We start from the raw sequence: 23774 nt of genomic DNA, 5'->3' as shown, positions 1-23774 counted from the left end.
ACAGTTGCTCTCACAGTGATTGCGCCAACTTTGAGGCTTTGTGGAAGACAGTTACTTCCTCCAGGCCCCAGCTACGGTGACGCCTCTTGGGATTCGCAGGCGCTACAGACCGTGGGTATGGGTATTGCGCCGGCGCCAGCCACGCAGCCGTTGTTCCAGCTGTAGTGGGCTGTCCAGTTGCTGGCGCCTGGCCTGGCTGAACAGGATCAGGGCCAGCTCCGCCGTCACCTGGGCGTCGGCACTGGCATGATGGCGCTCCTGCACCTGCAGGCCAAAGCGCGCTACCCAATCGTCCAGCCCGGCTTCGCGCAGCACCGTGTCAGGGTTGAGCATCGGGGCAATTTCTGCCACGTCCAGGAAGGGCACCTGCAGGCGGTGGCCCAGGCTCTGTTTGAGCGCTCGCGCCAGCATGCGCTGGTCGAAGGGGGCATGAAACGCCAGCACCGGGCTGTCGCCGATAAATTCCAGCAGGTCGAGCAAGGCTTCGGCCGGGTCACAGCCTGCCGCGAGGGCATCAGGGCCCAAGCCATGGATCAGCACGCTGGCGTTGGTCTTCTGCTCGGGCCGGTGCAGGGTGCGCTCGAACTGCTGCGCGAAGTCCAGCGCGCCGTCTTCGATGGCAACCGCACCAATCGACAGCACTTGGTCGCGGTGGGTGTTCAGACCGCTGGTTTCCAGGTCCAGCACTACCCAGCGCTGTTCGCGCAGGGTGCATACCCCCAGTGCTGCAGGCTTGGGCAACCGGGCCAGGCGCTGGCGGGCCAGGGGGGGCAGCTGCGGTGTCGCACTGGGGCGGAGCCAGGTAAACAGGCTCACAGCTGGTACCGCAACGCCAGGCTGCTTTGCAGGCGCTGGGCCTGGCGCAGGGACTCGCGCAAAATGCGCCGGTCCAGGTGGTTCAGGCTGTCCGGGTCCAGGCGGTTGGAGTACGCCAGGTTGTCCCGCGCCTGCCGCTGGTGTTGTTGCATGCGGGTTTGCTGGATGAAGTGGTAGGCCTCCTCATAGGCCGCGCCGTCCAGTGGCTCGATGATGCCCTTGGTCACCAGTTGGCGAATCCGCTCGAGGGTATTGCACGCCCCTACGCCATTGGCCAGCGCCAGCAGCCGGGCACCGTCGACGAAGGGGGTGAGGCCCTGCACCTTGAGGTCGAGGGTGGCGGCCTTGTCATTGCCCTGGCGGGTCAGCACGAAATCACGCAAACGGCCAACGGGCGGGCGCTGGCGCAGTGCATTGTCTGCCAGCATGCGCTGGAAGATGCGGTTGTCGGCCACCTGCTCCAGCAAGCCCTGGCGCAGTTGCTCGCAGCCCTGTTCGTCGCCCCACACCACGCGCAGGTCGAAATAGATGCTTGAGCCCAGCAGGTTTTCCGGGCTGGCCTCACGCACGAACCCCGCAAAGCGCCGTGCCCATTCGCTGCGTGACAGGCACAATTCGGGGTTACCGGCCATTACGTTGCCTTTGCACAAGGTGAAACCGCACTGGGCCAGGCACTGGTTGATGTACTGCGCCAATGGCAGCAGGCGGGCACGGATGGCGTCGGCGGCAGCGCTGTCGGCAGCTTCGAACAGGATGCCGTTGTCCTGGTCGGTGTGCAGTGTCTGCTCGCGGCGGCCCTCGCTGCCGAAGCACAGCCAGCTGAAGGCGACCCCGGGGTCGCCACGCTCGGCCAGTGCCAGCTCGATCACCCGGCACACGGTATGGTCGTTGAGCAGGGTGATGATCTGGGTAATCTGGGTGGACGAGGCGCCGTGTGCCAGCATGCGCTCCACCAACTGGCTGATTTCGCCACGCAGCGAAACCAGGCTTTCCAGGCGCGGGGCATGGCGAATGGTGCGGGCCAGGTGCACCAGGTCGACCCGTTGCAGCGAGAACAGGTCGCGCTCCGACACCACACCACACAGCCGCTGGTTGTGCACCAGGCACACATGGGCGATATGCCGCTCGGTCATGGCCATGGCGGCGTCGAAGGCGCTGGCCTGTGGGCTCAGGTAGAACGGCTTGGCGGTCATGTTGCGCTCGATCGGCGCGTTCAGGTCGGCATCGGCCGCCGCCACCACTTGGCGCAGGTCGCGCAGGGTGAAGATGCCGGTTGGGTAACGCTGCTCGTCCACCACTACGATGCTGCCCACCTGCTGCTCGTGCATCAGCTGCACGGCCTCGCGCAGCGGCGTATCGGCGCTGCATACCACCGGGTGGCGCATGGCGAGCTCGCCCAGCGGGGTGTTCAGTGAATATTGTGTACCCAAGGTTTCCACGGCACGCTGCCGCACTTGCTGGTTGACCTGGTCGAGCAGGCTGCTGACCCCACGCAAGGCAAAATCGCGGAATACCCCGGACATCGAAAACACGCGGATGAACGCTGCCTTGTTCAATTGCAGGCAGAAGGTGTCATCACCGGCCAGGTGTTCGGTACGGGTGGCCCGTTCGCCCAGCAGGGCCGCCAGCGGGAAGCATTCGCCGCTGGTGATCTCGAAGGTGGTTTCGACGCCAGGTTTCACCCGGTGCTGGCGCTCACCGACCACGCGCCCTTGTTTGACGATGTAGAAGTGCTCCACCGGGCCGTCGACGGGTTTGATGATGCTCTCGCCGCTGGCATAGAAGCGCAGCTGGCACTGTTCCACCAGATAGGCCAGATGGCTGTGTTCCATCTGGTTGAACGGTGCGAAGCGCTGCAAGAACTGCAAGGTGCCCTGAATGTTCTGCAACACCGCCGTTCTGCCCGCCTGGTTGTAGGCGTCCTTTTTGCTCATCGACCTGACCGTATCGCTACGCCGAACTATATATATCTATATATAGGTGCCGGCTTTGTTGTTTTCAGTCTCCATGGTCGGGCCGCGGGGCGGTGGTGCCCATTGGACGTAAGTCTATGGGCTGCCCCTGTCAAAGATCCGACGAAAGGCCAAACGGGTGGCGAAGGTTCTGCGGTCTTACCACTGAAGCGAAAATTTTTTGACGAGACGACCATGACCGAGCATACCGATATCCTGAGCGACGCGGAGCGCGAGGCATTGGCAGCCGTGACATCACCCCCGCCGTTGCGGCCTGTAGTGCTGGTCGTCGATGACAACCCCGTCAACAGTGAGGCCTTGGGTTATTTCCTGAAAAGCCGTGGTATCGATTGCATGACCGCCGACGGTGCCAAGGAGGCGCTGTGGAAGCTGCATTGGGAGCCGCGTATTGCCCTGATGATCACCGACTTGCGCATGCAGCCCGAAGACGGCCTGGAGCTGATCCGCAAAGTACGCATGATCCCGGACTCCGGGCGGGCTTCGCTGTCGATCATCGTGGTATCGGGCGATACCGACGTCAAAGAAGCGGTGGATGTGATGCACCTGGGGGTCGTGGACTTTCTGCTAAAGCCGGTGGACCTGGACAAGCTGCTGGAGTTGGTGAGGCGGGAGCTTAAGCTGCAGTAGAAAATGGGGGCTGCAAAGCAGCCCCCAAGCACTCAATTGAGGCCGTTACGGGCCTTGAACTCCCGGCGACGGCGGTGCAGCACCGGCTCGGTATAGCCGTTGGGCTGCTTGCCCCCTTCCACTACCAGTTCCACGGCAGCCTGGAACGCCACGTTGTCGTCGAAGTTGGGCGCCATTGGCCGGTACAGCGGGTCGTTGGCGTTTTGCTTGTCGACGACCACCGCCATGCGCTTGAGGCTTTCCAGCACCTGATCCTGGCTGACCACGCCATGGCGTAGCCAGTTGGCCAGCAGCTGGGCAGAAATGCGCAGGGTGGCGCGGTCTTCCATCAGGCCGACGTTGTTGATGTCCGGCACTTTCGAGCAACCCACGCCCTGGTCGATCCAGCGAACCACGTAGCCAAGAATGCCTTGGGCATTGTTGTCCAGCTCGTTGCGAATTTCCTCGGCCGACCAGTTGGTGTCTGCGGCCAGCGGGATGGCCAGGATATCGTCGACCGAAGCCGGGGTGCGCGAGGCCAGTTCGCGCTGGCGGGCCTGCACGTCAACCTTGTGGTAGTGCAGGGCGTGCAGGGTAGCAGCGGTAGGCGAGGGCACCCAGGCGGTGTTGGCGCCGGCCAGTGGGTGGGCGATTTTCTGCTCGAGCATGGCGGCCATCAGGTCGGGCATGGCCCACATGCCTTTGCCAATTTGCGCGCGCCCTTGCAGGCCGGTGGCCAGGCCCACGTCAACGTTGTTGTTCTCGTAGGCACCGATCCATTTCTCGTTCTTCATGGCGCCCTTGCGCACCACTGCGCCGGCCTCCATCGAGGTGTGGATCTCATCGCCGGTGCGGTCGAGGAAGCCGGTGTTGATGAACACCACACGCTCGGCAGCGGCCTTGATGCACGACTTGAGGTTGACCGTGGTGCGGCGCTCTTCGTCCATGATGCCGACCTTGACGGTGTTGCGCGGCATGCCCAGCAGGTCTTCGACCTGGCTGAAGATTTCGGCGGCGAAGGCGACTTCTTCAGGGCCGTGCATCTTCGGTTTGACGATGTACACGCTGCCGGTGCGGGTGTTCTTGCGGCTGCTGTTGCCGTTGAGGTTGTGCAGCGCCATCAGGTTGGTGAACAGACCGTCCTGAATGCCCTCTGGCACCTCGTTGCCCTGGGCGTCGAGGATGGCCGGGTTGGTCATCAGGTGGCCGACGTTGCGTACGAACAACAGCGAACGGCCATGCAGGGTCACGCTGCCGCCGTTGGGGGTTGCGTACTCGCGGTCGGGGTTCATGGTGCGGGTAAAGGTTTTGCCACCCTTGCTGACGCTTTCGGCCAGGTCACCTTTCATCAGGCCCAGCCAATTGCGGTAGACGATGACCTTGTCATCTGCGTCCACGGCGGCGACCGAGTCTTCGCAGTCCATGATGGTGGTCAGTGCCGATTCCATCAGGATGTCTTTGACACCGGCCGCATCGGTGCTGCCAACCGGCGTGCTGGCGTCGATCTGGATTTCGAAATGCAGGCCGTTGTGCTTGAGCAGCACGGCAGTAGGGGCGACGGCGTCGCCATGGAAGCCGACCAGTTGTGCGTCGTTGCGCAGGCCGCTGTTGCTGCCGCCTTTCAAGGCGACTACCAGCTTGCCGGCCTCGATACGGTAGGCGGTGGAGTCTACATGGGAGCCGGCCGCCAGTGGCGCTGCTTCGTCCAGGAAGGCGCGCGCGAAGGCGATGACCTTGTCGCCGCGCACTTTGTTGTAGCCCTGACCTTTTTCAGCGCCGCCTTCGTCACTGATGGCATCTGTGCCATAGAGGGCATCGTACAGCGACCCCCAACGGGCGTTGGCGGCGTTCAGGGCGAAGCGGGCGTTCATGACCGGCACCACCAACTGTGGCCCGGCCATGTGGGCGATTTCTTCGTCCACGTTCTGTGTAGTGGCCTGGAAATCGTCGGCTTGTGGCAGCAGGTAACCGATTTCCTGCAGGAAAGCCTTATAGGCTGCGGCGTCGTGGGCCTGGCCTGTGCGCGCCTGGTGCCAGGCGTCGATCTTGGCTTGCAGCTCGTCGCGCTTGGCGAGCAGGGCTTTGTTCTTTGGAGCGAGGTCATTGATGATCTTTTCTGCACCTGCCCAGAATTGCTCGGCGACGATGCCGGTCCCGGGGATGGCTTCGTTGTTCACGAAGTCGTGCAGGACCTTGGCGACCTGAAGGCCACCGACTTGAACGTATCCAGTCATTGCTTGCCTCACTCTGCTCAGCTATTTCGCTCTTCTGTATTAAGCCTGTAGCGCTTCATCAAACACGGCACCCGTGCATGCGCCCGGGCGGGCCCGAACACGGCTGGGTGCAGCCTGCCCTAACGAACGGCAGGCAACGTGCCTGCTTCACAGGCGCCTCGGCAGACATCCACACGACGTTTTGTAGTCCGCGCCACGGGATACTACATGAAGCAGCACACGGGGCAACATCAGACTAAAAGCGCCTTTGTGCGACCCATTGGTCGCGCAGGGTCACGCTGGGAAGCGGTATGTTCGCAAGAAAACGTGTGATTGTTCCAGATAAATCTAAAAACAGTACACGATTTGTATCCAGTATTGCGCTGCGGCAGGTTGCCGCGCCTTGCCTATACTGAACCGGTGCGGGTTTCCAGCCGCCTTGCGCAGACTGACATGAGGAACGACGCGTGGACCATCTTGTACTCACTGTAATTGCCCCCGACAAGGCCGGGCAGGTGGAGCGCATTGCCCAATGCATTGCCGACCACCGTGGCAACTGGCTGGAAAGCAGCATGTCGCGCATGGCTGGGCAATTTGCCGGCATTCTGCGTGTTGCCGTGCCTGCAGATCACTATGAAGCGCTGGTGCAGGGCCTGGAGGGGCTTACGAGCCATGGCATACGGGTGCTGATCGCGCAGAGCGGCGCCGACGCTGCCAGTTCGTCCAAACCTATCGCCATGGAGTTGGTGGGCAATGATCGGCCTGGGATTGTGCGCGACATTACCCGCTTGCTGGCCGAGTTGAAGGTCAACGTGGAGCGCTTCACCACCGAGGTGCGGCCGGCGCCCATGAGCAGTGAGCCGCTGTTCCACGCCAATGCGCTGCTGGCGCTGCCACTGGATGTGCCACTTGATGCATTGCAACAGCGCCTGGAGAGCCTGGCGGACGACCTGATGGTCGAGCTGGAACTTCGGGCGCAGGACTGATACGCAGGCATGCCCGATCGGCGTGTGGGGTTATCCCGGTTTAACGGGGAAGGCCCTGTGGATAACCTGGGGCTATTCGCCTCCAGCCCAACTGCTGCAAGCCTTTCAGAGGTTTGGTCAAAAAACGCTCAGTAACTGACGGGTTGTGCACAAACGGCGGGGACGAGGGTGTGGATAACCTCTGGAGATGTCTCTGCAGGCCTTGCAGGGCTTGGCCTGCAGAGATCAGGTCGTTTTTTGATCAGCTGCGCTTGCGCAGATTCCACCAGGCATCAACGCTGTAGATCGCCAGGCCTGCCCAGATGAACATGAACGCCACCAATGTGCTGGTTGACAACTGTTCGTTGAACAGCAGCACTGCTTGCAGCAGCACCAGGGTGGGCGCCAGGTATTGCAGGAAGCCCAGGGTAGTGTAGGGCAGGTGCCGTGCAGCAGCGTTGAAGCACAACAGGGGCACCAGCGTAACCGGGCCGGCTGCCATCAGCCACAAGGCTTCGGAGCTGGTGTAGAACGTACCTTGGGCGCTCATCGCGGTGGGGTGCAGCAGTAGCCAGCCCAGCGCCAGTGGTACCAGCATCCAGGTTTCCACCACCAGCCCAGGCAGGGCCGCAACGGGTGCCTGTTTGCGGATGAGCCCATAGAAGCCGAACGTCAGTGCCAGTGCCAGCGACACCCAGGGCAGGCTGCCTACTTGCCACACCTGCTGTGCCACGCCCAGCGCTGCCATGGCCACGGCCAGCCACTGCAGGCGCCGCAAACGCTCGCCCAGAATGAGCATGCCGAGCAGCACATTGATCAACGGGTTGATGTAGTAGCCCAGGCTGGCCTCGAGCATGCGGCCGTTGTTCACCGACCACACGTAGGTCAGCCAGTTGGCCGCGATCAACGTGCCACTCATGGCCAGAATGGCAAGCCTGCGTGGGTTTTGCCGCAGCGCTTGCCACCAGCCTGGGTGCTTCCATACCAGCAGCAGCAACGAGCCGAACAGGGCGGACCAGAGCACCCGGTGGACGATGATCTCCACCGCCGGCACGCTCTGGATGGCCTTGAAGTAGAGGGGGAACAGGCCCCAGATGATGTAGGCACTAAGGCCCAACAGATACCCGCGACGCGGGTTTGCAGCGTGCATGCAGAGTCCTTGCTCAGGTCACTAATAAAACAGTGCGTATTGTAGACAGCCCAGGCCCTGCTTCTAGAACAATTTCAGGGGAGCTTCATCCAGCGCTGCCATCTGTTCGCGCAGTGCGAGTACCTGGTCGCCCCAATAACGGGGCTGGCCGAACCAGGGGAAGCTGAGCGGGAACGCCGGGTCATCCCAGCGCCGTGCCAGCCAGGCGCTGTAGTGCAGTTGGCGCAGCGCCCGCAAGGGTTCGATCAGTGCCAGTTCGCGGGGCGCGAAGTCATGGAATTCGTTGTAGCCATCGATCAGTTCGGCCAGTTGCCCCAGACGTTCCTCGCGGCTGCCCGCCAACATCATCCACAGGTCCTGCACTGCCGGCCCCATGCGGCAGTCGTCCAGGTCGACCACGTGGTACACCTCGTCCCGGTGCATCAGGTTGCCGGGGTGCAGGTCGCCGTGCAGGCGAATGAGCGAGTGCGAGGTGCGGGCATAGATGTCTTCGACCCGCTTGAGCACGTCACGGGCCACGGACTCGAAGGCGGGTAGCAGCTCTTTAGGGACAAAACCGCCTTGCAGCAGGGTTTCGAGCGAGGCATTGCCGAAGTTGTCCACAGCCAGCGCTTCGCGGTGTTCGAAGGGTTTGGTGGCGCTGACCGCATGCAGCCGGCCTAGCAATTGGCCCAAGCGGTAAAGCTGGTCCGCGTTGCCTGGCTCTGGCGCGTGGCCACCGCGGCGCGGGAATAGGGCAAAGCGAAAACCCTGGTGTTCGAACAGCGTACGGCCTGCGTGCTGAAGTGGCGCCACGACCGGCACCTCATGTTCGGCAAGCTCTGCGGTGAAGCCATGTTCTTCGAGGATGGCCTCATTGCTCCAGCGCCCGGGGCGGTAGAACTTGGCGATCAGAGGTTGTTCACCTTCGATGCCCACCTGATACACACGGTTCTCGTAGCTGTTGAGTGCCAGCACGCGGGCGTCGCTCAGAAAGCCGAGGCTTTCGACGGCGTCCAGCACCAGGTCGGGTGTCAGGGTCGCGAAGGGGTGAGACATGGTGACTCCGGGGGTGAACGATACGGCATGGTAACGCGTTCTACGGGTGCCGGCCTGTTCGCGGCTGAACCTGCGCCCACAGGTTAGACAAGGCCGGCCCAGCTATGCCGCAATCCCGATCAACACATAGGACGGGTGAAACTGCACCCGTACCGCGCTGCCAGCCCGCACCTGCTGCTCGGCCAACCAGTCAGCCTCGGCAATGGCACACAGTGTTTGCCCATTCTCCAGTGCCAGCCGGACCTCGCTGGGCCCGTCACCTTCTGCCAGTACTTCTTCCACGGTGGCGTTCAAGCAATTGCTGCCAGGCTCCGCTTCTTGCGCCTGCGCCAGCAGCTTCACCCAGCCGGCCTTCAGCAGTGCTACCACCACCGCGCCCAACGTCAACTCCAGCCGCTCAGTGCTGTCATGGGTAATGAGTGCATCGATTTCCAGCCCCCCGCCCAAGGCCAGGCTGACCCGGTCGTGTCGGCCTTCGCGGCGCAGCCCGCTGACCTGGCCCTGTAACTGGTTGCGCGCACTGGTGCGCAACATCAGGCGGCCAAGCAGGCCCAGGTCGCTGGATTCTTCAGCGGCCTCGAGTATTTGCGTTTGCAGCGCCTGCAGCCGTTGGTACAGGCGCAGTACCCGCTCGCCTTCTGCAGACAACCTGGCACCGCCCCCGCCGCGGCCACCTGTACTGCGCTCCACCAACGGCCTGCTGGCCAGGTTGTTGAGCTCGTCGATGGCATCCCAGGCGGCCTTGTAGCTGATGCCGGCCGCCTTGGCGGCACGGGTGATGGAGCCCTGTTCGGCAACATGCTGCAGCAGCGCGATACGCTGCGGGCGATGGGCAATGTGCTGGGTGAGCGATGTTGGCAGGGGCATGGGCGGTCCACGGTTGATCATGCATACCCAGGTTTTGGGGTGCGTGCCAGGCAATATACATCGACACGCTGCGCGCCGGCCTTGCGCAACACCTGGGCAATGGCCTGGGCGGTGGCCCCGGTGGTCATCACGTCATCGATGATTGCCACATGCAAGCCCCGCACATCACCCGACAGGCAGAACACCTGGCGCAGATTGCGCCACCTGGCCTTGGCGTCCAGCTGCTGCTGGGCGGGGGTGTGACGGCTGCGGGTGAGCAAGCGCTCGTCGCAGCGCACCGACAGCTGCGCCGACAGCCAACGCGCCAGCATCGCCGCCTGGTTGAAACCTCGCTCACGCAGCCGGCGCCTGGCCAGGGGCACTGGCAGCAACAGGTGTGGGCGCGGCAGCCCCTCTGCAAACTGATGCAGCAGAGCCTGCCCCAGCTGCTCGGCCATCAGGCGCCCCATGGGCCATTGGCGGTTGTGCTTGAAGCGGCTGATCAGGGTGTCGATCGGAAAGCCGAAGGCCCACGGCGCTACGACCTGATCGAAGGCAGGGGGCCGACGGCTGCACTGGCCGCAGGTCATGCCGGCCATGGGCAACGGCAGCGCGCAGCGCAGGCAGTGGTCCCCCAACCAGGGCAGCTGTTGCTCACACGCCATGCACAGCGGATAAGCCTGCCGCGCCGGGCCATCGCACAGCAGGCATGTTTGATTATTAAGTAACCACTTGTAAACCAGTCTTCTGATGCGTGGTTGACAGTTCATAGGCCTTCCATGACTATGCGAGCTATCCGTGATCCGCTGGCGGGCGTTCTTGTCCCGGCACCAGCTACAGCCTAAACAAGGAAACGCCGATGAGCGCCAGCACAACTGCAACAACACGTCACGACTGGTCCCTGGCCGAGGTCAAGGCGCTGTTCCAGCAGCCTTTCAATGATTTGCTGTTCCAGGCGCAGACCGTGCATCGCGCGCATTTCGACCCCAATCGCGTGCAGGTTTCCACGCTGCTGTCGATCAAGACCGGCGCTTGCCCGGAGGATTGCAAATATTGCCCACAGTCCGGGCACTACAACACCGGGCTGGAAAAACAGAAGCTGATGGAAGTGCAGAAGGTGCTGGAGGAAGCTGCCCGCGCCAAGGCCATCGGTTCGACGCGCTTCTGCATGGGCGCCGCCTGGAAACACCCCTCTGCCAAGGACATGCCCTACGTGCTGGAGATGGTCAAAGGCGTGAAAGCCATGGGCCTGGAAACCTGCATGACCCTGGGCAAGCTTGACCAGGAGCAAACCCAGGCACTGGCCCAGGCCGGGCTGGACTACTACAACCATAACCTCGACACGTCCCCGGAGTTCTACGGCAGCATCATCACCACCCGTACCTATGGTGAGCGCCTGGAGACCCTGGCTTACGTGCGCGATGCCGGCATGAAGATCTGTTCCGGTGGCATTCTGGGCATGGGCGAGTCGCTGGACGACCGCGCCGGCCTGCTGATTCAGCTGGCCAACCTGCCTGAGCACCCCGAGTCGGTGCCGATCAACATGCTGGTGAAAGTAGCGGGCACACCGCTGGCCGAAGAAGAAGACGTGGACCCCTTCGACTTCATTCGCATGCTGGCCGTAGCCCGTATCCTGATGCCCAAGTCCCACGTGCGCCTTTCCGCCGGGCGCGAACAGATGAACGAGCAGATGCAGGCCCTGGCCTTCATGGCCGGTGCCAACTCCATCTTCTATGGCGAGAAACTGCTGACCACTGCCAACCCGCAGGCTGACAAGGACATGCAACTGTTCGCACGACTGGGCATCAAGCCCGAAGCCCGTGAAGAGCATGCCGACGAAGTGCACCAGGCCGCCATCGAACAGGCGCTGGTGGAGCAGCGCAGCAGCGAGATGTTCTACGACGCAGCATCGGCCTGACATGGCGTTCGACCTGGCAATGCGTCTGGCCGAACGGCGCGCGGCAGACCTGTACCGGCAACGCCCGCTGCTGGGCAGCCCTCAGAGGCCACAGGTGGTGGTCGATGGCCAGCAGTTGCTGGCCTTTTGCAGCAATGACTACCTGGGCCTGGCCAATCACCCACAGGTGATTGCGGCGTGGCAGGCGGGTGCAGAGCGCTGGGGCGTGGGCGGCGGCGCCTCTCACCTGGTGGTGGGGCATACCACCGCCCACCACCAGGTCGAGGAGGCCCTGGCCGAACTGACCGGCCGCCCCAGGGCGTTGCTGTTTTCCACCGGCTACATGGCCAACCTGGGCGCCATCACGGCCTTGGTGGGCAAGGGCGATACGGTGCTGCAGGACCGCCTTAACCATGCCTCGCTGCTCGATGGCGGCATGCTCAGTGGTGCCCGCTTCAGCCGCTACCTGCACAACGACCCTGCCAGCCTGGCCACCCGCCTGGAGAAAGCGGCAGGTAACACCTTGGTGGTGACCGACGGCGTGTTCAGCATGGATGGCGATGTGGCCGACCTGCCTGGCCTGGCCCGTGCTGCCCGCGCCCGTGATGCCTGGCTGATGGTGGACGATGCCCATGGGCTGGGTACCCTTGGCGCAGGCGGCGGTGGCGTGGTGGAACATTTTGGCCTGGGCGTGGAGGATGTGCCGGTGCTGATCGGTACCTTGGGCAAGGCCTGCGGCACCGCTGGCGCCTTTGTGGCCGGTAGTGAAGCGTTGATCGACACACTGGTGCAGTTCGCCCGGCCTTACATCTATACCACCAGCCAGCCCCCGGCCTTGGCCTGCGCCACGCTCAAGAGCCTGGAGCTGCTGCGCACCGAAACCTGGCGCCGTGAACAGCTGAACGCCTTGATCGGCCAGTTCCGTGAGGGGGCACGCCAGATCGGCCTGCAACTGATGGACAGCCCCACACCGATCCAGCCGATCCTGATCGGTGACAGTGCGCAGGCACTTCGCCTGTCGGCCATGTTGCGCGAGCGCGGCCTGCTGGTAACCGCCATTCGCCCGCCCACCGTGCCGGCTGGCAGCGCACGCCTGCGGGTAACACTGAGCGCTGCGCACACGCCTGCGCAGGTGCAGCTATTGTTGAATGCATTGGCAGAGTGTTATCCACAACTGGAGCGCGCCGATGCGTAACCGAATTGTATTGTTGCCGGGTTGGGGGTTGGGTACCGCGGCCCTGGAGCCGCTCGCCGCCAGCCTGCGTGCGCAGGACGCCCGCCTGCAGATCACCCTGATGCCACTGCCGGAGCTTGACCACGCGGATGTGCAGGGCTGGGTCGAGCACCTGGACCGCAAGCTGCCCAACGATGTGTGGCTGGGCGGCTGGTCATTCGGCGGCATGCTCGCCAGCGCCTTGGCGCACAAGCGTGCCGATCATTGCTGCGGCCTGCTGACGCTGGCCAGCAACCCCAGCTTCGTGGCCCGGGCGGATTGGCCCCACGGCATGGCGCAAGACACCTTCGGTACCTTCCTGGATGGGTGTCGCAGCCATACCGCCGTGACCCTCAAGCGTTTTCGCAGCCTGTGCAGCGACGGTGCCTTGCAACCACGCACCCTCCTGCGCCAGCTCGGTGTGGGTGTGCCGGACACCGACCCGCTTTACCTCGCGACCGGCCTGGAAGTGCTGGCCCAGCTGGACACCCGCGAAGCGCTGCAGGCATTTGCCGGCCCCCAGTTGCACCTGTTCGCCGGCAGCGACGCGTTGGTGCCGGCCGAAGCTGCCCAGGCGCTGAGTGAGTTGTTGCCTGATGTGGAAGTGGGCTTGGTCGAAGACAGTTCCCACGCGTTTCTGCTGGAGTACCCTCAGGAGTTGGCGGCGGGCATCAAGAGTTTTTTGCATGAGAGTGGCGATGACTGACCTTTCCCAACCCGCCTTGCCCGGTACGCTGCCGGACAAACGCCAGGTGGCGGCGTCCTTTTCCCGGGCCGCAGGCAGCTACGACAGTGTTGCAGCCCTGCAGCGCGAGGTGGGCACGCGCCTGCTGGGGCAACTGCCGGCAGACCTGCAGCCCTCCCGCTGGCTAGACCTGGGGAGCGGCACGGGCCACTTCAGCCGGGCGCTGGCCCAACGCTATGTTGCGGCCGGCGGCGTGGCGGTGGATATCGCCGAAGGCATGCTGCGCCACGCCCGCGAGGCACACGGCGGTGCGCTGTATCACGTGGCGGGCGATGCCGAACGCCTGCCGCTGAGCGATGGGTGTGTCGACCTGGTGTTTTCCAGCCTGGCAGTGCAATGGTGCAGCCAGTTCGCCAGTGTGCTGTCAGAAGCGCAGCGTGTGTTGCGGCCCGGCGGTGTGCTGGCATTCAGCAGCCTGTGCACAGGCACCCTCGATGAGCTGCGGGCCAGCTGGCAGGCAGTGGACGGCCTGGTGCATGTGAACCGTTTTCGCCGCTTCGATGAGTACCAGCGCCTGTGCGCGGCCAGCGGCCTGCGCCCGCTGGCCCTGCAACGGTGCCCGCACGTGCTGCATTACCCGGACGTGCGCAGCCTGACCCACGAGCTGAAGGCATTGGGCGCGCACAACCTCAACCCTGGCCGGCCTTCTGGCCTGACTGGCCGTGCCCGTATGCAGGGGTTGCTGCACGCCTATGAGGCATTTCGCCAACCCTCGGGGCTGCCAGCCACCTATCAGGTGGTCTATGGTGTGTTGCGCAAGCCACAGGCATAAGGGGAGCCACATGAGGCACGCCTATTTCATCGCTGGCACCGACACCGATGTCGGCAAGACCACCATCGCGGCAGGGCTTCTGCATGCTGCGCGTTTGCAGGGGATGAGTACCCTTGGCGCCAAACCCGTGGCCTCCGGTTGCACCCTGACCGCCAAGGGCTTGCGCAACAGTGACGCCCAGGCCTTGATTGACGAAAGTACCGTCAAGCTCGAATACGCCCAGGTCAACCCGTTCGCCTTCGAGCCGGCCATCGCACCCCATGTGGCTGCGCGCGAGGCTGGCGTCACACTCTCGGTGTCGCACCTGCTGGGGGCGATGCGCATTGTGTTGCAGCAGGACGCCGACTTCACCCTCATAGAGGGTGCGGGCGGGTGGCGGGTGCCGTTGTCGGGGTTGGAAAACCTGTCCGACCTGGCAGTGGCCTTGAAGCTGCCGGTCATTTTGGTGGTTGGCGTGCGCCTGGGCTGCATCAGCCACGCCTTGCTCAGCGCCGAGGCTATCGAACGTGATGGCTTGCAACTGGCGGGGTGGGTGGCGAACATCATCGAGCCGCGTACCTCTCGGCTTGAAGAGAACCTGGCCAGCCTGGCCGAGCGCCTGCCTGCGCCCTGCCTTGGGCGGGTGCCGAAGCTGAAGCAGGCGAGTGCCGACATGGTCGCTGAGCACTTGCAACTGGACCTGCTGGACTGACCGGCATACCCAGGGCCTATCAGATGGCAACAAGCTATTACTGTTTTAAACGGGCCTTTTTGCCCAAGGCCTGTTTTAATCAGCCTTGTCTGTTATCCAGGTTCAATGGAGCCCTGACATGGAAATCACCGGTAGCTCTGCCTACTATGCGGGCCTTGGCGCCATCAAGGCCGGCCAGGAACGCGTCGACCAGGCCGCCAGCCAGGTTGCCAACCTCAGTGCCGAACGCACTGCCACCAGCCAGTCCAGCGACTTCCAGGCAGAACGCCTGCGCGGCGTCGACCGCAGTCAGCAAATGGACCTTGCCACCAGTACGGTACAAATGGCGCTGGGCAAGCTCGAGGTCGAACTGGGGGCGAAAGTGGCCAAGGCCTCTGACGACATGCTCGGCCGTATCATCGATATCCACGCCTGACACCTCTGCTTCACCCCGCTAGCCACGCGTGACGCAGGGGCGTCTCTCGCCTGAGCGACGCCGCCAGCCGTCGCTTTTCATCCTATCCAATGTCCTCCAACTGCCCGTGAATCCACGGCCATGCAACCGTGTGGCGGTTTCGTCGTTTTCCGTGGCGTAAATGGCACCATCGTCCATCCTTGACATCAGCCTGCGGTAAACGTAAGTTTCAAACAACTGTTTGACAGACCTTGCCGCGTGCGCCGGTCCCCCCACAGAACTCACCTAGAGGTTCATCGCGATGCCTGACTACAAAGCTCCCTTGCGTGATATCCGCTTCGTTCGTGACGAGCTGCTTGGCTATGAGGCGCATTATCAAAGCCTGCCGGGTTGCCAGGACGCTACCTCGGACATGGTCGATGCCATTCTGGAAGAGGGCGCGAAGTTCTGTGAGCAGGTATTGGCGCCGCTGAACCGTGTAGGTGATCAGGAAGGCTGCACCTGGAGCGAGTCGGGCGTGAAAACCCCGACCGGCTTCAAGGAAGCCTACGCGCAGTTCGTCGAAGGCGGCTGGCCGAGCCTGGCTCACGACGTGGAGCACGGCGGCCAGGGCCTGCCGGAGTCGCTGGGCCTGGCGCTGAGCGAGATGGTGGGTGGCGCCAACTGGTCGTGGGGCATGTACCCAGGCCTGTCCCACGGCGCGATGAACACCATTTCTGCCCACGGCACAGCCGAGCAGCAGCACACCTACCTGACCAAGCTGGTCTCTGGCGAGTGGACTGGCACCATGTGCCTCACCGAGCCACACTGCGGCACCGACCTAGGCATGTTGCGCACCAAGGCCGAGCCCCAGGCTGACGGCAGCTACAAGGTATCGGGCACCAAGATCTTCATCTCTGCCGGCGAGCACGACATGGCCGAGAACATCGTGCACATCGTGCTGGCCCGCCTGCCCGATGCGCCTGCCGGTACCAAAGGCATCTCGCTGTTCATCGTGCCGAAGTTCCTGCCCAATGCTGAAGGCGCGGCGGGTGAGCGTAACGGCGTCAGCTGTGGTTCCATCGAACACAAGATGGGCATCCACGGCAACGCCACCTGCGTGATGAACTTCGACGGCGCTACCGGCTACCTGATCGGCCCGGCCAACAAAGGCCTGAACTGCATGTTCACCTTCATGAACACTGCGCGCCTGGGTACTGCACTGCAAGGCCTGGCGCACGCCGAAGTGGCCTTCCAGGGCGGCCTCAAGTATGCCCGCGAGCGCCTGCAGATGCGTTCGCTGACCGGGCCAAAGGCCCCGGAAAAAGCGGCTGACCCCATCATCGTCCACCCGGACGTACGCCGTATGTTGCTGACCATGAAAGCCTTCGCCGAGGGCAACCGGGCCATGGTGTATTTCACCGCGCAGCAGGTGGACATCGTCAAGTACAGCCAGGACGAAGAAGCACGCAAGAAGGCCGATGCCCTGCTGGCCTTCCTGACGCCGATCGCCAAGGCTTTCATGACTGAAGTGGGCTTCGAAGCTGCCAACCATGGCGTGCAGATCTACGGCGGCCACGGCTTCATCGCCGAGTGGGGCATGGAGCAGAACGTGCGCGATAGCCGCATCTCCATGCTGTACGAGGGCACCACGGGTATCCAGGCCCTGGACCTGCTGGGCCGCAAGGTGCTGATGACCCAGGGCGAGGCGCTGAAGGGCTTCACCAAGATCGTGCACAAGTTCTGCCAGGCGCAGGAAGGCAACGAGGCGCTGAACGACTTCGTGCAACCGCTGGCGGCCATCAACAAGGAGTGGGGCGAGCTGACCATGAAAGTGGGCATGGCCGCCATGAAGGACCGTGAGGAAGTGGGCGCAGCGTCGGTGGATTACCTGATGTACTCCGGCTACGCCTGCCTGGCTTATTTCTGGGCAGATATTGCACGTGTTGCAGCCGAGAAGCTGGCCGCCGGCAGCGGCGACCAAGCCTTCTACACGGCCAAGCTGCAGACTGCGCGCTTCTACTTCCAGCGCATCCTGCCGCGCACCCGTACCCATGTGGCCGCCATGTTGTCGGGTGCCGACAACCTGATGGCCATGGACGAAGCGCACTTCGGCCTGGCGTACTAAGCGCAATTGCTCCAGCGAAACCCGCCTGCCTGCTAGGGCAGGCGGGTTTTTTTGCATTCCACGGACGGAGCCTGATTAAACTGTCCGGGTGCACGGCCGATCAACTAAGGGCACAATGCCATTATTGATCTGCCGGGTTGGAGATTACTGTGTTTCGCCTTGACGCCGTCCGTGCAAGCCACTTTCTGCCCTCGCTGCTGTTGCTGATAGCGGGCCTCGCTGCGGCCTACGCCAAAGACCTCAGTGTGTTCTTCACCTCCTTGTTCAATGTGCTGCCCACCCTGGTATTGCTGCTGGGTGGTGCCTACTGCGCGGTCTACAGGCGTCAGCGTGAGCTGTTTTTAATGCTGACGGTGTACATCGCCTATTTCCTGCTCGATACCCAGACTGACTTCTACAGAGATAACGGGCATGTGCGCGATGACGCTGCCGTCATCTTCCACCTGGTGTGCCTGCTACTGCCGGCGTTGTATGGCATCTACGGCGTATGGCAGGAACGCATGCACCTGCTGCAGGACATGGTGGCCAGGGGCGCTGTGCTGTTGGTTGTAGGTGCGGTGGCGGTGGCGCTGGAGCAACGCTTCCCCGCCGCCCTGTTGGCCGGCTTGGCCGATATTCGCTGGCCGGCCCTGCATGGGGAGTGGATGAGCCTGATCCAGTTGGCGTACCCGTTGTTCATTGGGGTGCTGGTGCTGCTGGTGGTGCAGTACCTGCGGGCGCCGAGGCCTTTGAATGCAGCGCTGGTGATGGGGTTGGTGGGGCTCTTCTGGATGCTGCCCAAAACGTTCATCTTGCCCTTCACCCTGAACATCATGTGCAGCCAGGTGATGCTGATGATAGCTGCGGCGGTGGCACATGAGGCCTACCAGATGGCCTTTCGGGATGAGCTCACCGGCTTGCCGGGCCGGCGTGCGCTCAACGAACGCATGCAGCGGCTGGGGCGCAACTATGTGATCGCGATGAGCGATGTGGACCATTTCAAGCGCTTCAACGATACCCACGGCCACGACGTCGGCGACCAGGTGCTGCGCCTGGTTGCCAGCCGCCTGGGCAAGGTGGGGGGCGGTGGCAAGGCGTACCGGTACGGTGGCGAGGAATTTGCGGTGGTGTTTGCCGGCAAGAGCACCGAGCACTGCGTGGCGCACCTGGAGGCGGTGCGTGAAGCGATTGCCGGCTATGCCATGCGCCTGCGTGACCAGGGCGCTCGCCCCCAGGATGACAGCACGGGCCGGCAGCGGCGCGCCGGCAGCAGTGGTGGTGCGGTGTCAGTCACCATCAGCATCGGTGTGGCAGAGCGGCATGTGGACCACCGCAACCCAGATGACGTGCTCAAATCCGCCGACCAGGCGCTCTACAGCGCCAAGGCGGCCGGGCGCAACTGCCTGATGGTGCACGGCCTGAAAACCCGCCGGGGGGCAGAGCGTGCGTCGTGACCATAACTGACCATGCGGTCTGTTGATGACCCTATGTCTCGTAAAAGTTGTTCGGTTACACTCACTGCAACTCCAGTGCTGCGGTGCCTGACACCGCCCGTTCCGACCAGCGAGAGGTTGTCATGGCTGACTATAAAGCGCCCCTGCGCGACATGCGCTTCGTACTGAATGAAGTCTTCGACTTGGGGCAGCAATGGGCAGAATTGCCCGGGCTCGGCGACGTTGTCGATGTGCAGACCGCCTTGGCAGTGCTTGAGGAGGCCGGCAAGGTCGCGGCCCGCTCCATCGCGCCGTTGAGCCGTGCTGCCGATGAAGAAGGCTGCCACTGGGATAACGGCGCCGTGCAGACGCCGGCAGGCTTCATCGAGGCTTACAACACCTATGCTGAGGGCGGCTGGGTGGGCGTGGGCGGTGACCCGCTGTTGGGTGGCATGGGCATGCCCAAGGCGGTGTCGGCGCAGGTTGAAGAAATGGTCAACGCGGCGAGCCTGGCTTTCGGCCTGTACCCGATGCTGACCGCAGGTGCCTGCCTGTCCATCAATGCCCACGCCAGCGAAGCGCTGAAGCAGAAGTACCTGCCAAACATGTATGCCGGCGTTTGGGCGGGCTCCATGTGCCTTACCGAGCCCCATGCCGGTACCGACCTCGGCATCATCCGCACCAGGGCCGAGCCCCAGGCCGACGGCAGCTACAAGGTGACCGGGACCAAGATCTTCATCACCGGCGGCGAACACGATCTCACCGAAAACATCATCCACCTGGTACTGGCCAAGCTGCCGGATGCCCCGGCTGGGCCGAAAGGCATCTCGTTGCTCCTGGTTCCTAAGTTCCTGGTCAATGAGGACGGCAGCCTGGGCGCGCGCAACCCGGTAACCTGCGGTTCCATCGAGCACAAGATGGGCATTCAGGCGTCGGCCACCTGTGTGATGAACTTCGACGACGCGGTCGGTTATATCGTGGGTGAACCCAACAAAGGCCTGGCGGCCATGTTCACCATGATGAACTACGAGCGACTGGGGGTTGGCATCCAGGGCCTGGCCTCGGCCGAACGTTCTTACCAGAACGCGGTGGAATACGCCCGCGAGCGCCTGCAGAGCCGCGCCCCCACCGGCCCACAGGCCACGGACAAACCAGCCGACCCGATCATCGTGCACCCTGATGTACGGCGCATGCTGTTGACCATGAAGGCGCTGATCGAAGGCGGGCGTGCGTTCTCCACCTACGTGGCCATGCAGCTGGACAGCGCCAAGTACAGCGAAGACCCCAGTGTGCGCAAGCGCAGCGAAGAACTGGTGGCGCTGTTGACGCCTGTGGCCAAGGCGTTCCTCACCGACCTGGGCCTGGAGTGCACGGTGCACGGCCAGCAGGTATTCGGCGGGCATGGCTATATCCGTGAGTGGGGCCAGGAGCAACTGGTGCGTGACGTACGCATCACCCAGATCTACGAAGGCACCAACGGTATTCAGGCCCTCGACCTGATGGGCCGCAAGGTGGTGGCCAGCGGTGGGGCCTACTACACACTGTTCGCTGATGAAGTGCGCGCGTTTATTGCCAGTGCCGGCCATGAGCTGGGCGAGTTCACCCGGCCGCTGGCGGCATCGCTCGATCAGCTGGATGCGCTCACCGACTGGGTGCTGGAGCAGGCCAAGGGCAACCCTAACGAGATTGGGGCTGCTTCGGTGGAGTACCTGCATGCATTTGGTTATGTGGCTTACGCCTACATGTGGGCACGCATGGCGCAGGCAGCGCAGCGCGGGGAAGGCGACGAAGGGTTCTATCAAGGCAAACTGGGCACGGCGCGCTTCTACTTTGCGCGGCTGCTGCCGCGGGTCGGCTCGCTGGTGGCATCGGTGAGGGCGGGGAGTGAGTCACTGTACCTGCTGGATGCACAACAGTTCTGAGACCTGTCTAGGGGCTGGCAGAAAATCCCAGGGTTTTGCTTTTTGAGAATGATTCTGGGTTTGTAAGCTTTTTCCTACATCACGTGGTGACTTTTCACCACTGTTCTCAGATTGGATCCACGGTTAATCTTTATCACATGGACGGAGCGCAGGAAGCGCCTAGGACAGATCAAGGACGACGGCGAAGGATTTCCTGCCAGGGTGGCGGGGCGATACGGATGTCACAGGGAAACAGTCTGGAAAACCCCGCTTAGGCGGGGTTTTCTTTATGCGTGTGTTTTTCAGGCCAACACATCCAGGGCGGGTTGCCGGGTATCGGTCTCTTCTTCCAGCAGGTTGCGCAGCAGCTCCACTGAAGCCTGCTGGCGCTGCGCATCGCGGAACACCAGCCCCACTTTCAGCGGTACCCGTGGCTCGCTCAGCGGCTTCCACAGCAAGCCTTGCTCATCTTCTGCCGCCTCCTTGGCGCGCCCCGGCAGAATCGTCGCCAGCGATGTGTGCGCCAGGCTGTCCAGAATACCTGCCATGTTGTTCATCTCGGCCTGAACTTGCGGCCTGCGGCCTTGGCTTGCCAGTTGTGCCTGCCAGATCTGGCGCATCTGGAACTCTTCCCCAAGCATGAGCATCGGCAACTCGGCGGCCTGGCGAATGGAAACCTTCTTGAAGTCCTTCAGGGGATGCGTGTTGGGGATGACCAGTTGCAACTCATCTTCATACAGCAGCAGCCCATGGAGCCCTGGCTGGCGTGGCGGCAGGTAGCTGATGCCAATGTCCAGGTTGCCATTGAGCAGGCGCCGTTCGATCTCCAGGCCTGACAGTTCATAGATCTGCACCACCAGGTGAGGCTGGGCCTTGCGCAGCCGTTCGAGCAACCGCGGCACCAGGCTGGGGCGCACGGTTTGCAGTACCCCGATCGCCAGGGTGCGCAGCGACTGGCCTTTGAAGCTGCGCATGGCATCGGTGGCGCGCTGCAGGCCGTCGAGCAGCGGCAGGGCGTGGTTGTAGAGGGTGTGGGCGGCGAGTGTGGGCAGCAGGCGCTTGTTGCTGCGCTCGAACAAGCTCAGGTCCAGGCCATGTTCCAGTTGACGAATCTGCTGTGAGAGCGCGGGTTGCGACAGCGACAGCCGCTCGGCGGCGCGCCCGACGTGGCCTTCCTCATACACCGCGACGAAATAACGCAGTTGGCGAAAATCCATAAGGTTTGCTTATTGAAATTGCTGCTAAATCGAAATGTCGTAAAACCGCTTGCTCGCCTAGTCTATCCCCCTATTACAAGGGGTTACAGCAATTGATGGTCACATTGTTGCAGCTACCTGCAAAGCGTATTGATAGGCAAGGCAACAGAACGCACAGCGATCATTTGATCGCGCTTTAGCTGCCGCCACCGTGATGGGTTGGAATCCTGATGAACCTGTTCAATCTGCGCCGCCCGGCCCCTGAGGCTGTTGTCGAGCCAAGGCCGATGCCGCAGCAGCCTTCAACCGGCAACCTGATGCCCGGGCACAACCGGGCAACGCCTGTGTTCGTGCGTGGCCAGGGGGCGTGGTTGTGGGATGACCAGGGGCGAGCCTGCCTGGACTTCACCCAAGGCGGCGGCGTCAACAGCCTGGGCCATAGCCCAGACGCGCTGGCAGCTGCGCTCGCAAATCAGGCTCAGGCGCTGATCCAGCCAGGCTCGGCGTTCCATAGCCCGGTTTTGTTGACCTTGGCCAGCCGGCTCTGCCAGGCCACCGCCAGCGATCAGGCTTACCTGCTGAACACGGGTGCCGAAGCCTGCGAAGGTGCGATCAAGCTGGCGTGCAAGTGGGGCCAGCGCCATCGCAATGGCGCGTACCACATCATCACCGCCAGCCGGGGCTGCCATGGGCGCAGCCTGGGTACGCTGTCTGCCTCCGACCCGACAGCATATAGCCGCTGTGAGCCCGGCGTGCCCGGCTTCAGCAGGGTGCCTTTCAATGACCTCGCAGCACTGCACGCCGCGGTGGACTCTCGCACGGTGGCGATCATGCTTGAGCCTGTGCAGAGTGAAGCGGGTGTTATCCCGGCCACGCGCGAATACCTCAAGGGTGTGGAAACCCTTTGCCGGGAGCTTGGCATCCTGTTGATTCTGGACGAAGTGCAAACCGGCCTTGGCCGCTGTGGTGCATTGCTGGCAGAGGAAACCTACGGGGTACGCGCCGACATCGTCACCTTGGGCAAGGGCCTGGGTGGGGGCGTGCCGCTGGCGGCGTTGCTGGCGCGGGGGGCGGCCTGCTGTGCCGAGGCGGGCGAACTGCAGGGCAGCCACCATGGCAATGCGCTGATGTGCGCTGCCGGCCTTACGGTGCTGGACACGGTGCTGGCCCCAGGGTTCTTCGACGAGGTGCAGGACAAAGGCCGCCACCTGCGAGAAGGCCTCGGTCGGCTGGCGGGCCGCTTCGGCCAGGGCCCGATACGCGGGCAGGGTTTGCTCTGGGCGCTGCCGCTCAAGGAAAACCTGGCCCCCGCGCTGGTGGCTGCCGCGCTGCAGGAGGGGCTGTTGCTGAATGCTCCGCAGCCCGACGTAGTGCGCTTTACGCCGGCGCTGACCGTGAGCCGGAGCAATATCGACGAAATGCTGCAGCGCCTGACCCGCGCCTTTACCCGGTTGCACGCCCGCCAACAGAGCCGCCGCGAAATGCCGGCCTAGGTTGCCAACCCCTGATTCAACGAACCGTCTGGCGTTTCTGCGCACCGCCCCTGGCCTGTTACATTCGGCCCGGGGCGTTTTTTTGCCTGTGGAACCTCTGCGACCGGCGGCGAGTCTGTGATGTAACCCCTTTACGGAGAGACTCTCATGGACTTCATTCGCATCATCATCGCTATCCTGCTGCCACCACTGGGCGTATTTCTGCAGGTGGGGTTTGCCGGCGCGTTCTGGTTGAACATTCTGCTGACGCTGCTGGGCTACATCCCTGGCATCGTGCACGCGGTGTACATCATTGCCAAGCGGTGAGGTGTAACCCGGTTTGCGACCAGGGGGCCCGCGCCCCCTG

General features: G+C 63.1%; 21 protein-coding genes. 13 read left to right on the top strand and 8 right to left on the bottom strand.

Annotated elements, in window-relative coordinates:
• Positions 1-102 precede the first annotated feature (102 nt).
• Positions 103-816 (bottom strand): PolC-type DNA polymerase III, encoded by a 714-nt coding sequence (locus tag APH25_RS18245; protein WP_060482900.1) that lies wholly within the window; start codon positions 814-816, stop codon positions 103-105.
• Positions 813-2750 (bottom strand): DUF294 nucleotidyltransferase-like domain-containing protein, encoded by a 1938-nt coding sequence (locus APH25_RS18240; protein ID WP_060482899.1) that lies wholly within the window; start codon positions 2748-2750, stop codon positions 813-815. Before APH25_RS18240 ends, APH25_RS18245 begins: the two co-directional genes overlap by 4 nt.
• Positions 2751-2963: 213 nt before the next feature.
• Here APH25_RS18240 and APH25_RS18235 point away from each other — a divergent pair, with 213 nt between their 5' ends.
• Complete coding sequence (locus APH25_RS18235) at positions 2964-3416, top strand: response regulator (protein WP_028633664.1); 453 nt, start codon at positions 2964-2966, stop codon at positions 3414-3416.
• Between the two features lie 32 nt (positions 3417-3448).
• Here APH25_RS18235 and APH25_RS18230 read toward each other — a convergent pair whose 3' ends face one another.
• Positions 3449-5629: a malate synthase G gene (locus tag APH25_RS18230; RefSeq protein ID WP_060482898.1), complete on the bottom strand. Its 2181-nt coding sequence runs from the start codon at positions 5627-5629 to the stop codon at positions 3449-3451.
• A 446-nt stretch (positions 5630-6075) separates the two neighbouring features.
• Between APH25_RS18230 and APH25_RS18225 the strand changes: the two genes are divergently transcribed.
• Positions 6076-6594 carry a glycine cleavage system protein R gene (locus APH25_RS18225; RefSeq protein WP_060482897.1) on the top strand — a complete coding sequence of 173 codons (519 nt, stop codon included), beginning with the start codon at positions 6076-6078 and terminating at the stop codon, positions 6592-6594.
• A 241-nt stretch (positions 6595-6835) separates the two neighbouring features.
• Here the strand turns inward: APH25_RS18225 and rarD are convergent, their stop codons facing one another.
• The 4 genes from rarD to APH25_RS18205 all read right to left on the bottom strand — a co-directional run bounded on the left by rarD (position 6836) and on the right by APH25_RS18205 (position 10377).
• On the bottom strand, positions 6836-7723 hold the full coding sequence (rarD, locus tag APH25_RS18220) for an EamA family transporter RarD (protein ID WP_060482896.1): 888 nt from the start codon (positions 7721-7723) through the stop codon (positions 6836-6838).
• A 63-nt stretch (positions 7724-7786) separates the two neighbouring features.
• Positions 7787-8761: a serine/threonine protein kinase gene (locus APH25_RS18215; protein WP_060482895.1), complete on the bottom strand. Its 975-nt coding sequence runs from the start codon at positions 8759-8761 to the stop codon at positions 7787-7789.
• Between the two features lie 102 nt (positions 8762-8863).
• Positions 8864-9628 (bottom strand): TOBE domain-containing protein, encoded by a 765-nt coding sequence (locus APH25_RS18210; protein ID WP_060482894.1) that lies wholly within the window; start codon positions 9626-9628, stop codon positions 8864-8866.
• A gap of 17 nt (positions 9629-9645) precedes the next feature.
• Positions 9646-10377, bottom strand: coding sequence for a ComF family protein (locus APH25_RS18205; protein ID WP_060482893.1), 732 nt, complete (start codon positions 10375-10377; stop codon positions 9646-9648).
• Between the two features lie 89 nt (positions 10378-10466).
• Between APH25_RS18205 and bioB the strand changes: the two genes are divergently transcribed.
• The 9 genes from bioB to APH25_RS18160 all read left to right on the top strand — a co-directional run bounded on the left by bioB (position 10467) and on the right by APH25_RS18160 (position 20760).
• On the top strand, positions 10467-11525 hold the full coding sequence (gene bioB, locus APH25_RS18200) for a biotin synthase BioB (protein ID WP_028633657.1): 1059 nt from the start codon (positions 10467-10469) through the stop codon (positions 11523-11525).
• 1 nt (position 11526) lies between these two features.
• Positions 11527-12699, top strand: coding sequence for an 8-amino-7-oxononanoate synthase (gene bioF, locus APH25_RS18195; RefSeq protein WP_060482892.1), 1173 nt, complete (start codon positions 11527-11529; stop codon positions 12697-12699).
• On the top strand, positions 12692-13423 hold the full coding sequence (locus tag APH25_RS18190) for an alpha/beta fold hydrolase (protein ID WP_060482891.1): 732 nt from the start codon (positions 12692-12694) through the stop codon (positions 13421-13423). Before bioF ends, APH25_RS18190 begins: the two co-directional genes overlap by 8 nt.
• Positions 13416-14234 carry a malonyl-ACP O-methyltransferase BioC gene (bioC, locus tag APH25_RS18185; protein ID WP_060482890.1) on the top strand — a complete coding sequence of 273 codons (819 nt, stop codon included), beginning with the start codon at positions 13416-13418 and terminating at the stop codon, positions 14232-14234. Before APH25_RS18190 ends, bioC begins: the two co-directional genes overlap by 8 nt.
• 10 nt (positions 14235-14244) lie before the next feature.
• Entirely contained in the window at positions 14245-14925 is a 681-nt protein-coding gene (gene bioD / locus APH25_RS18180) for a dethiobiotin synthase (RefSeq protein WP_028633653.1), read from the top strand.
• A 118-nt stretch (positions 14926-15043) separates the two neighbouring features.
• Entirely contained in the window at positions 15044-15340 is a 297-nt protein-coding gene (locus APH25_RS18175; RefSeq protein ID WP_028633652.1) for a hypothetical protein, read from the top strand.
• Between the two features lie 280 nt (positions 15341-15620).
• Positions 15621-17426, top strand: coding sequence for a phenylacyl-CoA dehydrogenase (locus APH25_RS18170; protein ID WP_028633651.1), 1806 nt, complete (start codon positions 15621-15623; stop codon positions 17424-17426).
• Positions 17427-17575: 149 nt separating this feature from the next.
• The gene (locus tag APH25_RS18165) at positions 17576-18859 is read left to right on the top strand and encodes a diguanylate cyclase (protein WP_060482889.1); all 1284 of its coding nucleotides are present in this window, start codon (positions 17576-17578) and stop codon (positions 18857-18859) included.
• A gap of 122 nt (positions 18860-18981) precedes the next feature.
• Positions 18982-20760 carry an acyl-CoA dehydrogenase C-terminal domain-containing protein gene (locus APH25_RS18160; RefSeq protein WP_060482888.1) on the top strand — a complete coding sequence of 593 codons (1779 nt, stop codon included), beginning with the start codon at positions 18982-18984 and terminating at the stop codon, positions 20758-20760.
• Positions 20761-21041: 281 nt separating this feature from the next.
• Here APH25_RS18160 and APH25_RS18155 read toward each other — a convergent pair whose 3' ends face one another.
• Positions 21042-21956, bottom strand: coding sequence for a LysR family transcriptional regulator (locus tag APH25_RS18155; RefSeq protein ID WP_060482887.1), 915 nt, complete (start codon positions 21954-21956; stop codon positions 21042-21044).
• A 209-nt stretch (positions 21957-22165) separates the two neighbouring features.
• On the opposite strand from APH25_RS18155, the gene APH25_RS18150 reads away from it, so the two are divergent.
• Together APH25_RS18150 and APH25_RS25120 are read left to right on the top strand one after the other, a co-directional pair.
• Positions 22166-23428, top strand: a complete 1263-nt coding sequence (locus APH25_RS18150) for an aminotransferase class III-fold pyridoxal phosphate-dependent enzyme (RefSeq protein ID WP_060482886.1) — start codon at positions 22166-22168, stop codon at positions 23426-23428.
• 147 nt (positions 23429-23575) lie between these two features.
• Positions 23576-23734 carry a YqaE/Pmp3 family membrane protein gene (locus APH25_RS25120; protein ID WP_033727371.1) on the top strand — a complete coding sequence of 53 codons (159 nt, stop codon included), beginning with the start codon at positions 23576-23578 and terminating at the stop codon, positions 23732-23734.
• The last annotated feature ends 40 nt before the right edge of the window (positions 23735-23774 follow it).

Source organism: Pseudomonas sp. NBRC 111119, from assembly GCF_001320125.1.
Lineage (GTDB): Bacteria > Pseudomonadota > Gammaproteobacteria > Pseudomonadales > Pseudomonadaceae > Aquipseudomonas > Aquipseudomonas parafulva.
The sequence above is the reverse complement of the archived record's forward strand: the minus strand, read 5'-3'. Positions and strand labels throughout refer to the sequence as shown.